The sequence below is a fragment of the Nocardioides sp. ChNu-153 genome (assembly GCF_030466625.1).
In the GTDB taxonomy this organism is placed as follows: domain Bacteria; phylum Actinomycetota; class Actinomycetes; order Propionibacteriales; family Nocardioidaceae; genus Nocardioides.
Window position 1 is genome coordinate 1 of sequence record NZ_JADEVT010000005.1, and the last position, 12,521, is coordinate 12,521.

Below are 12,521 nucleotides of genomic sequence, written 5' to 3' on the forward strand. Positions count from 1 at the left end.
CGCGGCCGCCGCGGGCGGGCCCCCCGGGCTGCCGGGCGGTGCGCGCCGCCGTACGACGGGGGGCTCCGGCTGGGTGGGCGCCCCCGACCGACGCCGCGGGCGGAGCGGGGGGCCGACGTTCTCGGGCTCGCGGCCCGACGACCGCGACCCGCAGGGGGTGGAGGGGGAGGTGAGACGCCTCGTCGCCCAGCGCGGGTGGGAGCTCGACCTGCGGGTGCACGGGGTGTTCGGGCGCTGGGCCGAGCTGGTGGGGCCGGACGTGGCGGAGCACTCGACGCCGGAGTCGTTCGTCGACGGCCGCCTCGTGGTGCGCGCCCGGGCGACGGCCTGGGCCACGCAGCTGCGGCTGCTGGCGCCGACGCTGCTGCAGCGGATCAACACCGAGCTCGGCTCCGGCACGGTCACGGCCATCGAGGTGCTCGGGCCCCAGGGGCCGTCGTGGAAGAAGGGCCCGCGCAGCGTGCGCGACGGCCGGGGGCCGCGCGACACCTACGGGTGAGCCGGGCGCGGCCGAGCCCTCCGAGCGGCCGGACCGCCTGGGTGCGCAGGAGACGATCTGCGGGCCTCGCGGTGGTGGGGGGACCCACCCGGCACCCTGTGCGCGCCTCCACGGTGGGTTCCCGAGCCGCCTGAGGCGGTCCGAGCCCGCGACTCGCCCCCCACCCTGGGGACGCCTGCGTGTCTCCGGGCCTCCACGGCGGTAGGATGGGCGTTGGTGACCGTCCTCGGGCGGTCATCGCGTGTGTCGCGGCTCCCGGTCGCGACCCGGGTCGAGGAGAAGAGGGAACGCGCGTGAGCGACGACGAGCAGATCGAGACGCCGGGAGTGCCGGAGACGCCCGAGATGCCCGGGAGCGCCGAGGAGGCGATGGCCCAGCCGGTGTCGGCGTCCATCGTCGACGACGGGGCCTACGACGCGTCCGCGATCCAGGTGCTCGAGGGCCTCGAGGCCGTGCGCAAGCGCCCGGGCATGTACATCGGCTCGACCGGCGCCCGCGGCCTGCACCACCTCATCTGGGAGATCGTCGACAACGCGGTCGACGAGGCGCTCGCCGGCCACTGCGACCGCATCGTCGTGACGCTGACCGACGACGGCGCGATCCGCGTCGAGGACAACGGCCGCGGCATCCCGACCGACACCGCCCCCGGCCAGGAGCTGCCGGCCGTGACGCTGGCGCTCACCGTGCTGCACGCGGGCGGCAAGTTCGGCGGCGGCGGCTACAAGGTCTCCGGTGGTCTGCACGGCGTGGGCGTCTCCGTCGTCAACGCGCTGTCGAGCCGCCTCGTGGTCGAGGTGAAGAACCGCGGCCACCTGTGGCGCCAGACGTTCCAGCTCGGCGCGCCCGACGGGCCGCTCGAGAAGGTCCGCCCGATGGAGGAGGGCGAGTCCACCGGCACGACGGTCTCGTTCTGGGCGAGCGAGGACATCTTCGAGACGACGGAGTACTCGCTCGAGACCATCACCTCGCGCATCCGCGAGATGGCCTTCCTCAACAAGGGCCTCGAGATCGTCGTGCGCGACGACCGCCCGGCGGCCTCCGGCATCGCCGACGCGGTCGAGGACGACACGATCGACGAGACGGTCGACGGCGGGCACGACGCGCTCGGTCGCGGCGCCGGCGGCGGCCTCGAGCAGGTCTTCCGCTACGACCGCGGCCTGGTCGACTACGTCGAGCACCTCAACCGCAGCAAGGCGGTCGCGAACCCGACCGTCATCTCCTTCGAGGCCCAGACGCCCGACAGCGTCGAGAACCACATGAGCCTCGAGGTCGCGATGCAGTGGAACACCTCCTACAACGAGTCGGTCCACACCTTCGCGAACACGATCAACACCCACGAGGGCGGCACGCACGAGGAGGGCTTCCGCGCGGCGCTCACCTCGCTCGTCAACAACTGGGGCGAGACGTGGGGCCTGGTGAAGAAGAAGGAGGACCGGGTCTCGGGCGAGGACATCCGCGAGGGCCTCACCGCGATCATCTCCATCAAGCTGGGCGAGCCGCAGTTCGAGGGCCAGACGAAGACCAAGCTCGGCAACACCGAGGCGAAGGGCTTCACCCAGCGCATCGTCAACGAGCAGCTGGGTGACTGGTTCGAGCGCAACCCGGCCGAGGGCAAGGACATCGTGCGCAAGGCGCAGTCGGCGGCCCACGCGCGCATCGCGGCGCGCAAGGCCCGCGACCTGGCCCGCGACCGCAAGGGCCTGCTGGGCCGCAGCGGCCTGCCGGGCAAGCTGAGCGACTGCCAGTCGACGAACCCCGCCGAGTGCGAGGTGTTCATCGTCGAGGGCGACTCCGCCGGCGGCTCCGCGCGCCAGGGCCGCGACCCGCGCGTGCAGGCGATCCTCCCGATCCGCGGCAAGATCCTCAACGTCGAGAAGGCGCGCATCGACAAGGTCCTGGGCAACCAGGAGGTGCAGTCGATCATCTCCGCGCTGGGCACCGGCATCACCGAGGAGTTCGACCTCGCCAAGCTGCGCTACCACAAGGTCGTGCTGATGGCCGACGCCGACGTCGACGGCCACCACATCAACACGCTGCTCCTGACGCTGCTCTTCCGCTTCATGCGCCCGCTCATCGAGAACGGCCACGTCTACATGGCGCAGCCGCCGCTCTACCGCCTGCGCTGGAACAAGCCGGCCGAGCACGAGTTCGTCTACTCCGACGCCGAGCGCGACGCGCTGCTGAAGGCCGGCCACGACGCCGGCAAGAAGCTGCCGAAGGAGAACCCGGTGCAGCGCTACAAGGGCCTGGGCGAGATGAACGCCAAGGAGCTGTGGGAGACCACGATGGACCCCGACCAGCGCCTGCTCCTCCAGGTGACCCTGGACGACGCCGCCCACGCCGACGAGATCTTCTCGATCCTCATGGGCGAGGACGTCGAGCAGCGCCGCTCGTTCATCCAGCGCAACGCCAAGGACGTCCGCTTCCTCGACATCTAGGGCCTGCCGGTGCGGGTACGGCGGCGCGCGCCGCCGTACTCGTCAGGAGAGTCTGAACCGATCTACAGCTGTTCCTAGATTCATCTAGAACTCCGGAGAGAGAGCAATCGTGACCGAGACCCCCACCGACGGCGGCCTGCCGCTGGGGCCTGGCGGCCGCATCGAGCACGTCGAGCTGCAGACGTCGATGCAGCGCGCCTACATCGACTACGCGATGGCGGTCATCGTCGGGCGCGCGCTGCCCGACGTGCGGGACGGCCTCAAGCCGGTGCACCGCCGCGTGCTCTACGCGATGTACGACGGCGGGTACCGCCCCGACCGCGGCTTCAGCAAGTGCAGCCGCGTCGTCGGTGACGTGATGGGTCAGTACCACCCGCACGGCGACTCGGCGATCTACGACACCCTCGTGCGCCTCGCGCAGCCGTGGGTGATGCGCGCGCCGCTCATCCAGGGCCAGGGCAACTTCGGCTCGCCGGGCAACGACGCGGCGGCCGCGATGCGGTACACCGAGTGCCGCATGGCGCCGCTCGCGCTCGAGATGGTGCGGGACATCGACGAGGACACCGTCGACTTCCAGCCCAACTACGACGGCCGGTCGCAGGAGCCGACGGTGCTGCCGTCGCGCTACCCCAACCTGCTGGTCAACGGGTCGGCCGGCATCGCGGTCGGCATGGCGACCAACATCCCGCCGCACAACCTGCGCGAGGTGGCCGCCGGCGTGCAGTGGGCGATCGAGCACCCGGACGCGTCGCGCGAGGAGCTGCAGGACGCGCTCATCGAGCGGATCAAGGGCCCCGACTTCCCCAACGGCGCGCTCATCGTGGGCACGCAGGGCATCGAGCAGACCTACCGCACCGGCCGCGGCTCGGTCACGCAGCGCGCGGTCATCGACGTGGACGAGGACAGCCGCGGGCGCACGGTGCTCGTCATCACCGAGCTGCCCTACATGGTCAACCCGGACAACCTGGCGCTGAAGATCGCCGAGCTCGCCGACTCCGGCAAGGTGCAGGGCATCGCGGACGTCCGCGACGACACCTCGGACCGCACGGGCCAGCGGCTCGTCGTCGTGCTCAAGCGCGACGCCGTCGCCCGCGTGGTGCTCAACAACCTGCTCAAGCACACCGAGCTGCAGACCAACTTCAGCGCGAACATGCTGGCCCTGGTCGACGGCGTGCCCCGCACGCTGTCGATCGACCAGTTCATCAGCAACTGGCTGACGCACCAGATCGAGGTCATCCAGCGCCGGACGCGCTACCGGCTCCGCAAGGCGGAGGAGGACGCGCACGTGTGGCGCGGGCTCGTGAAGGCGCTCGACGCGCTCGACGAGGTCATCGCCCTCATCCGTCGCTCGCCCGACGTCGACGAGGCCCGGCAGGGGCTCATCCAGCTGCTCGACATCGACGAGGTCCAGGCCGACGCCATCCTCGCGATGCAGCTGCGGCGCCTGGCGGCGCTGGAGCGCCAGAAGATCATCGACCGGCTGGCCGAGCTCGAGCTGATCATCGCGGACCTGAAGGACATCCTCGCCAACGAGTCGCGCCAGCGGCAGATCGTCTCCGACGAGCTGGCGGCGATCGTGGAGAAGTACGGCGACGACCGCCGTACCCAGATCATCGCGGCCGCCGGCGACATGTCGATGGAGGACCTCATCCCCGACGAGGACCTCGTCGTCTCCATCACGCGGGGTGGGTACGCGAAGCGCACCCGCGCCGACCTGTACCGCACGCAGAAGCGCGGCGGGAAGGGCGTGCGCGGCGCCTCGCTGCGTGGCGACGACGTGGTGGAGCACTTCATCGCGACGACGAACCACCACTGGCTGCTGTTCTTCACGACGGCCGGCCGGGTCTACCGCACCAAGGCCTACAACCTGCCCGAGGCGAGCCGGGACGCGAAGGGCGGCCACGTGGCCGGCCTGCTGAGCTTCCAGCCCGACGAGGAGATCGCGCAGGTGCTGGCGATCCGCGACTACGAGCAGGCGCCGTACCTCGTGCTCGCGACGCGCAACGGGCTCGTGAAGAAGACGCGCCTCGGTGACTACAACTCCCCGCGCCAGGCGGGCGTCATCGCGATCAACTTCCGCGAGGACGACGACGAGCTCATCGGCGCCGAGCTGGTGGACGACCGCGACGAGATCCTGCTGGTGTCCCGCAAGGGCCAGGCGATCCGGTTCGCGGCCGACGACACGCAGCTGCGCCCGATGGGCCGCGCGACCTCCGGCGTCACGGGCATGAAGTTCCGCGCCGGCGACGCGCTGCTGTCGATGTCGGTGATCCGCGCCGCGCAGGTCGAGGCGGAGGAGGCGGCCGAGGCCGCGGCCGCCGAGGCGGGGGAGTCGACCGAGGGCGACCTGCCGGGCGTGAAGGAGCAGTACGTCTTCACCATCACCGACGGCGGCTTCGCCAAGCGCACCCGCATCAGCGACTACCGCAGCCAGTCGCGCGGCGGCCTGGGCATCAAGGCCATGGCGCTGGCCAACGAGGACCGCGGCTCGCTCGTGGGCGCGTTCATCGTGGAGGAGGGCGACGAGATCCTCTCGATCACGCAGTCCGGCCAGGTCGTGCGCAGCCCGATCAACGAGGACTTCCGCGCCACCGGGCGGTCCACGATGGGCGTGAAGTTCGTCAGCCCCAAGTCGAACGACGCCGTCGCCGTGGTCGCCCGCTCCGTCGAGGCCCGCGCCGAGGAGATCCTCGACGAGGCCGAGGAGGCCGGCGAGCTGAGCGGTGAGCCCAGCGGTGACGCCGACTCGGTCATCGACGCCGAGGCGGTGGCGGGTTCGCCGGAGGGTGGCACAATCGCCCAGGATGAGTCCGCTGGCGCGACCGAAGGTGCCGACGGCGACAGCGACGACGCAGAAGGCGAGGACGAGGTCTGATGGCCGACGACGCCACCTCCACCCGCACGACGACGGCGCCGCGGCCGCCCCAGCAGCGGCAGCGTCCCCAGGGCGCGGGCAGCACCTCGCCGACCCAGCTGCGCAAGCGGCGGGTACGCCGGGCACAGCTGCGGCTCACCCGCATCGACCCGTGGTCGGTGATGAAGACGTCGTTCCTGCTCTCCATCGCCTTCGCGGTCGTGACCGTCGTGTCGGTCTTCATCGTGTGGAGCGTGCTCGGCGCCGCCGGCGTGTGGGACTCGATCAACTCCACGATCGCCGACGTGCTGGGCTCCGAGGGCAGTGGCGACTTCGACGTGCAGAACTACGTCGGCATGTCCCGCGTGCTCGGCCTGACGATGCTGATCTCCGCGGTGAACGTCATCCTCATCACCGCCATGGCGACCCTCGGCGCGTTCCTCTACAACCTCGCCGCCGCCCTGCTCGGCGGCATCGAGGTCACCCTGGCGGAGGAGAGCGACCGCTGATCGTCAGTGGTCGAGGCGGTCGCTGGTTCGGTGGTTGAGGTGGGCGCTGGTTCCGGTGGTTGAGGTGGGCGCGCTAGCGCCCCTCGAAACCACAGGTGGCCGCGCTGATGAATGGCTGAGGTGGCTGCGCGAGCGCCTGCACCGGTGGTTGAGGTGGCCGCGCCAGCGGCCCTCGAAACCACCACGTCACCCAGTTTTGGCGGGACGAACACGCTCCGGTAGCATTCCGCGCGGCGTACGTCGTTCCGCCACCCCGGGCCTATAGCTCAGACGGTTAGAGCGCTTCCCTGATAAGGAAGAGGTCACAGGTTCAAGTCCTGTTAGGCCCACCACCGCAACGCCCCACGGCACCGTGGGGCGTTGTCGCGTTCCGGGGCCGGTAGCGTCGACGGGGTGAGCAGGCGACCTCCCCGGCGTCGAGGCTGGCCGGTCCGGGCCGACGAGTTCGACCTGCCGGACCTGCCGGAGCCGTACCTCATCCGCTACTACCCCCACTCGCCCGCACGCTCGCCGGACACCGTGTTCCGCTACCGGCTCGAGCTGTGCGAGCGGCGGATGCTGCTCGGGGTCGTGCCGTGGCCACGGATGCTGCTGCGGGAGGAGTTCTCCGGGTGGCAGGTCAGCGACTCAGGCAAACGCCGCTGGGCCGTCGCGTCGTTCCTGCAGCGCGTCGTGGCCGAGGGGTACGTCGACGCCGACGCCCTGCCGGCGCGGATGCTGCGGAAGAAGTGAGGGCGCCACCCGACAGGAGCGCGAGAAGCGGGTGAGGGGTGGCGACGACAGGCTGACGGTGGGTACCGTCGGCGGCACCGACGTGGTTCCACGCCATATGGCACGCGCTATCCGTCGGGCGTCGTATCGGGGCGAGCGCCGTCGTGTCGCGCGGCTATGAGTCGAGCGGACACTCCCTTCCGCCACCTGGCTCCGGAGTCTCCGCATGTCGATGCCGTGCACGAAGATCGCCTACCCCGACCGCTGGACGGCCGCGAGGATATTGAAGCGCCTGCAGGCCGCGGGGCGTGGCGAACGCTCTCTTTATCCCTGCCGCACCTGTCACGGCCAGTGGCACCTGACCTCCGCGGCGCCGAACGACTGGCTCGCGCGCTTCAACCGAGAGCAGCAGACATAGGTGTCGACCCGCGCCGGCCCGGTGCGGGGCGTTGCACCCGCCCACCGGGCCGACTGCCGGCGTACCGGCTCAGGTCAGAGCGCCGGCCCGTACCCACTGCACGTCGGCTGGAAGCCCTCGGGCCCGTCGTCGAGCGCGTTGACCGTCAGCTGCAGCGTGGGCTCGTCGAGGAACAGCCCGACGTGGCCGACGCGGTTGTCGGCGCAGAGGTCCTGGAGCACGACGTTCTCGGCGCCGGGGATCGACTGGGTCGGGGACGGGGTGACGACGGTGTCGTAGCGCGTCTGGATCGTCATGTAGTCGGGCCCGGCCGGCACGCTCGGGTCGGCCTGCAGCGCGTTCATGAACCGGCTGCCGCGTGCCTGGTCGGTCACGCCCGGCGCCTGCAGGAGGCTCGCGAACGCCTCGGCGAAGCCGAGCAGCCGCAGCGACTGCCCGAGGGTGGCGATGCCGTTGAGCGTGGTGCCGTTCTGGCTGCCGCCCCACGAGACGTAGTCGTCGATCTTCGCCGCGCCGCCGGCGGTCTTGATGTAGGCGTACGGCACGAGCCCGCCCTGGCTGTGACCGACGACGTCGACCTTCGCGGCGCCGGTGCGGGCGCGCACCTGGTCGACGAACGTGCCGAACGCGGTCACCGACCGGCTGACCTGCCCGAGCCCGCCGATGCGGCCGAGGGAGGAGAGCGTCATCCCGTAGTTCTGCGCGTAGACGCAGTAGCCCTCGTTGCGCAGCCGCGGCGCCAGCTTCACGAAGTTCGACCCGAAGTTCACGAACGTCGCGTGCTGCAGGATCACCGGGTCCGGGTGCTCCGGGCTCGGCACGCAGCCCCAGTCGTTGACGCCCCGCAGGTACCCCGGGCTCACCACGAAGTTCGTGACCGCCGTGGCGAGGCCCCCCTCGCGGTACGTCGTCGAGCTCGCGGCCTGCGCGGTGCCCGAGCCGGCCGCGACGAGTCCGAGACTGAGGGCAAGGGCGCACGCGGCGGTGCGCAGCAGCTGCTTCATGGGTTCTCCCGAGGTCCGCGGCGCCGTCCCGTTGTGACGCCGGCCACTGAGAGTACGGTGTTCTCGCTCCTCCGCGGAAGGCCCTGCTGGCGTCGGCCGGTGGGGTACGGCGGCGCCCCGTGCGGTAGATTCGCCGCGTTCGAGACGCCTGGAGGGGGCTCGCCATGAAGAAGATCGTGCTCACGCTGCTCGCCGTCAGCGGCGCGGTGCTGGCCAAGAAGAAGATGGACGAGAGCAAGGCCGAGCAGGCCCTGTGGGCCGAGGCCACCGACCCCGTCTCGAAGTGAAGTCCGCGCCGCGCGAGCGGCGCGGCTGCGTCAGTACGACGCGCGAGGGGCCTTGGCGCAATTGGTAGCGCACCTGCTTTGCAAGCAGGGGGTTAGGGGTTCGAGTCCCCTAGGCTCCACCAAAGAAACCGCAGGTCAGCCTGCGGTTCCGTTCACCTCGTGGGTACTTTGGTTTGCTTCGAGGCCGGATACTAGGGGGACTGGCGGGGAGGAAGCTCAACCGGACCATTTGGGCACTTCGTAGGACACGACGCCCCAGGAAGGAATCCCGCCAGTTCCGCAGCGATCCACGAGCGACCCATTGGAGCAAGTGACAACGGTCCGGTGACGCGCAGACCGTCGCGCTTTGGACACCGGCCATGGTCGTGGCGCCCTTGATGGCCGACGTGGCGCTCGCGCCCGACGGTGGCGTCCGGCACCCCTGGCTGGCTCGACCCAGCAGCACCAGATCGCTACGGTCGGCTTCGAGGCCGCCGTTGCCGTCGCGAGGACTTGTTGTTGTGACACCATCACGGTCGGGTCTCCGCCTTCCCGGTCTTCCGCGATGCCTCGCTCACCTTCTGGCGAGCTGCGGGACGCTCGGCTCACGCGACCGCAATGCGCCTCCTACAGTTGAGCCGTGTCCGAAGATCTCTTCCTGTTCGGCGAAGGTTACCCGCCGGCGCCCGTCGAGCTGCCGATGCAGCCCTCGCTCGTTTCGGACTGGCAGGTCGACCTGCTCCGCAAAGCGCTCGACGGTCGCGGACTGACGTCGATGGCTGACCGCCAGCGGGCAGTCGAGGACGCCGTGGGACGACCGGTCCAGTCCCTACGAGCGCTAACTCATGACGAGGCGATGTCCGCGCTGACGGAGCTCGGGCGAGGGCCCGCGTCCGAGCGACGTGTGACCTCGTCCTGGGACGAGCGCGACGAGGACACCTGGATCGACCGGCTGTAGTGCGTCCATCGTTCGTCTGATTCCGCCGTTGTCTCCAAACTGTCGGGCTCTCTCGGTACGTTTACATGCGCACCAGAGATCACACGGGGTGATCCTGCTGCGCCGAGGGAGATGGCGTGTCGTACAAGCGCAAGTTGATCGAGGTCTCGCTTCCCCTGGAGGCGATCAACCGCGAGTCAGCCCGCGAAAAGAACATCCGGCACGGGCACCCCTCGACGCTGCATCTGTGGTGGGCCAGACGCCCTCTTGCAGCGGCACGGGCCGTTCTCTTCGCGCAACTCGTTGATGACCCCTCGAGCCGGCCCGATGAGTTTCCGACTGAGGAAGACCAGAAGCGAGAGCGAGCGCGCCTGCACGCGATCATCGAACGGCTTGTGAGGTGGGACAACGCCCGCGACGAAAAGCTCCTCGACGAGGCGAACGCTGAAATCATGAAGTCGGCGGAGGGCAAGCCCCCCGCGATCATCGATCCGTTCGCCGGCGGCGGAACTATCCCACTTGAAGCTCAGCGGCTCGGGCTCGATGCCCAAGCTTCGGATCTGAATCCAGTCGCCGTCCTGATTAACAAGGCTTTGATAGACATTCCGCAGCGCTTTCAAGGCCAGCCACCCGTCTTTCCCGGACTGGCGTCCTCTCAGATCCGCGATTGGAAGGCCGCCGACGGGCTCGCGGCAGATGTGATCGCCTACGGCGCGTGGATGCGCACGGAGGCCGAGCGTCGAATCGGCCACCTCTACCCTGACGTTGACGGCAGGACCCCGATTGCATGGATCTGGGCTAGGACTGTCCGGTGTCCGAACCCGGCATGCGGCATCGACATGCCCTTGGTTCGTTCCTGGTGGCTGGGGAAGAAGAAGGGCAAGGAATCCTTCATCGTTCCGGAGGTCGTTCCGGATTCGGCGCACCCGTCTGGCCGGCGCGTCAGTTTCCGAGTCTCGCACGATCGGTTGGCTAGCCCGGTGGCCTCAACTGACGGCACTGTGGGTAGGACGGGCGCCGTTTGTGTCGCTTGTAGTACGGCGGTACCGCTCAATTACATTCGCGCGGAAGGCCGGGAGAAGCGGATCTCCCAACAACTGATGGCAGTGGTTACAGAGGGAAATCGCCAGCGTCACTATGCAGAGGCAACGGCCGATCAGGTTCGGTCGGCGGAGATCGAGAGGCCGGCCGGTGTGCCTGCGGGTGTGCTCCCAGAGAATCCTCGCGACTTCAAGACTCCGAACTACGGCATCTCGACCTGGGCGGACTTGTTCACAAATCGCCAGCTTGTCGCGCTCACGACCTTCAGTGACCTGGTGATCGATGCGCGCAGGCGGGTCCTGCGTGACGGCGGCTCGAGCGACTATGCCGATGCTGTGGCAACGTATCTCGGGTTCGCTGTGAGCAAGGCGCTTGCACGCAACAACACGATGTGTGGCTGGGAGCCCGGCATGGATCGACTTCGAGGGTCGTTCCAGCGACAGGCCGTGCCGATGACCTGGGACTACGCCGAGGCAAACCCGCTCTCCACTGCCGGTGGCGGATTGGCGGCAGTTGTGCAGTCAGAGGCGGAGGTGCTGCAAGCGTTGGTACCGCGCCGTCCGGGCTCCGTGTCACAGGCGGATGCTTCGACGCGCGACTACCACGCGGTGATCAGTACGGATCCTCCGTACTACGACAACATCGGGTACTCAGACCTCTCGGACTTCTTCTACGTCTGGCTCCGTCGCTCGCTTCGGGACGTTCATCCGGACCTGCTTTCGACAATGCTGGTTCCGAAGGCCGAAGAGTTGGTTGCGAATCCGTACCGTCACAACGGGAAAGACGGCGCACGGTCGTTCTTCGAGACCGGTTTCCAGTCCGTCTTCGCCAAGGCGCGAGAAACGGCTAGTGAGGAATACCCGATCACCGTCTGGTATGCCTTCAAGCAAAGCGAAACGGATGAGGGCGGAAAGGCTTCAACGGGCTGGGAGACGTTACTAGAGGGCATGATCACCAACGGTTGGGAGATCACGTCGACGTGGCCGAATCGTTCCGAGATGGAAACCCGAATGATTGGGGCCGGCTCGAATGCGTTGGCATCCTCGATCGTGCTGTCGCTCCGCCCTCGGTCCGCCGAAGCGTCGGCGATCGACCGGCGTGGGTACCTGGACCAACTGCGCGAGGAACTGCCGCGCAGCCTTCGCGAGCTGCAGCAGGGGGCGATCGCGCCTGTAGACCTTGCCCAAGCGGCCATCGGGCCTGGGATGGCGGTCTTCAGTCGTTACTCCAAGGTTGTTGAGCCGAACGGACAGAACGTCACGGTTCGTGAGGCCCTTCGACTGATCAACACCGTGCTTGCCGAGGTGCTTTCCGATCAGGAGGGTGATTTCGACACGGACACACGCTGGTGCCTCAAGTGGTTCGAGACGCACGGCTTCGAGAAGGCGGCCTACGGCGCGGCCGAGACCCTTGCGACGGCCTTCGGGACCTCGGTCAAGGGACTCGATCAATCGGGCGCAGTCTCCGCCAAGGGCGGCCAGGTCAAGCTGTTGACGACTGCAGAGCTTCCCGAGAACTACCGACCTGAGCGCGACGACCGGATCTCGCTCTGGGAGGTCGCGCTCCACCTCGTGAAGGCCCTGGACGAGAAGGGGTTGGACGAGGCCGGCCGGATCCTGCACGGTGCGTCCACTCGAGTTGAGCCGGAGATGGTGAAGGAGCTCGCATACCTCGTCTTCTCGTTGGCGGAGAAGCGATCGGCTACCCAAGTGGCGGGCATGTACAACGCACTCGTGACCTCGTGGCCCGAGGTCACGGCTGCGGCACGATCGCAGGCGAACCGCGCCCAGGGCGGCTCAGCTCAGGGAATGCTTGACCTCGACAACTCGGACGACTGAGGGGAG

General features: G+C 68.8%; 9 protein-coding genes and 2 tRNA genes. 10 read left to right on the top strand and 1 reads right to left on the bottom strand.

From position 1 onward, the window contains the following. The 6 genes from INN71_RS08660 to INN71_RS08685 all read left to right on the top strand — a co-directional run. Nucleotides 1-499: DUF721 domain-containing protein (locus INN71_RS08660; protein WP_301800074.1), on the top strand; the 499-nt coding region annotated here is incomplete at its 5' end. A 368-nt stretch (nt 500-867) separates the two neighbouring features. Further along, on the top strand, nt 868-2,937 hold the full coding sequence (gene gyrB, locus INN71_RS08665) for a DNA topoisomerase (ATP-hydrolyzing) subunit B (RefSeq protein ID WP_301800125.1): 2,070 nt from the start codon (nt 868-870) through the stop codon (nt 2,935-2,937). Nucleotides 2,938-3,046: 109 nt separating this feature from the next. Then, on the top strand, nt 3,047-5,812 hold the full coding sequence (gyrA, locus tag INN71_RS08670) for a DNA gyrase subunit A (protein ID WP_301800075.1): 2,766 nt from the start codon (nt 3,047-3,049) through the stop codon (nt 5,810-5,812). After that, nucleotides 5,812-6,300, top strand: coding sequence for a DUF3566 domain-containing protein (locus tag INN71_RS08675; protein WP_301800076.1), 489 nt, complete (start codon nt 5,812-5,814; stop codon nt 6,298-6,300). Before gyrA ends, INN71_RS08675 begins: the two co-directional genes overlap by 1 nt. 255 nt (nt 6,301-6,555) lie before the next feature. After that, a tRNA-Ile gene (locus tag INN71_RS08680) sits at nt 6,556-6,632 on the top strand. A 61-nt stretch (nt 6,633-6,693) separates the two neighbouring features. After that, complete coding sequence (locus INN71_RS08685) at nt 6,694-7,032, top strand: hypothetical protein (RefSeq protein ID WP_301800077.1); 339 nt, start codon at nt 6,694-6,696, stop codon at nt 7,030-7,032. A 471-nt stretch (nt 7,033-7,503) separates the two neighbouring features. Here INN71_RS08685 and INN71_RS08690 read toward each other — a convergent pair whose 3' ends face one another. Next, nucleotides 7,504-8,433: a triacylglycerol lipase gene (locus INN71_RS08690; RefSeq protein WP_301800078.1), complete on the bottom strand. Its 930-nt coding sequence runs from the start codon at nt 8,431-8,433 to the stop codon at nt 7,504-7,506. Between the two features lie 164 nt (nt 8,434-8,597). Here INN71_RS08690 and INN71_RS08695 point away from each other — a divergent pair, with 164 nt between their 5' ends. The 4 genes from INN71_RS08695 (at nt 8,598) to INN71_RS08710 (ending at nt 12,515) form a co-directional block, all read left to right on the top strand. After that, on the top strand, nt 8,598-8,720 hold the full coding sequence (locus INN71_RS08695) for a DLW-39 family protein (protein WP_301800079.1): 123 nt from the start codon (nt 8,598-8,600) through the stop codon (nt 8,718-8,720). A 46-nt stretch (nt 8,721-8,766) separates the two neighbouring features. Next, a tRNA-Ala gene (locus tag INN71_RS08700) sits at nt 8,767-8,842 on the top strand. Nucleotides 8,843-9,339: 497 nt separating this feature from the next. Then, on the top strand, nt 9,340-9,657 hold the full coding sequence (locus INN71_RS08705) for a hypothetical protein (RefSeq protein WP_301800080.1): 318 nt from the start codon (nt 9,340-9,342) through the stop codon (nt 9,655-9,657). A gap of 116 nt (nt 9,658-9,773) precedes the next feature. After that, on the top strand, nt 9,774-12,515 hold the full coding sequence (locus tag INN71_RS08710) for a DUF1156 domain-containing protein (RefSeq protein WP_301800081.1): 2,742 nt from the start codon (nt 9,774-9,776) through the stop codon (nt 12,513-12,515). Nucleotides 12,516-12,521: the final 6 nt, after the last annotated feature.

Coding starts and splice junctions, on each gene's coding strand:
- gyrB (WP_301800125.1), top strand. CDS start 868: ATGGCCCAGCCGGTGTCGGCGTCCATCGTCGACGACGGGGCCTACGAC.
- INN71_RS08675 (WP_301800076.1), top strand. CDS start 5,812: ATGGCCGACGACGCCACCTCCACCCGCACGACGACGGCGCCGCGGCCG.
- INN71_RS08690 (WP_301800078.1), bottom strand. CDS start 8,433: ATGAAGCAGCTGCTGCGCACCGCCGCGTGCGCCCTTGCCCTCAGTCTC.
- INN71_RS08695 (WP_301800079.1), top strand. CDS start 8,598: ATGAAGAAGATCGTGCTCACGCTGCTCGCCGTCAGCGGCGCGGTGCTG.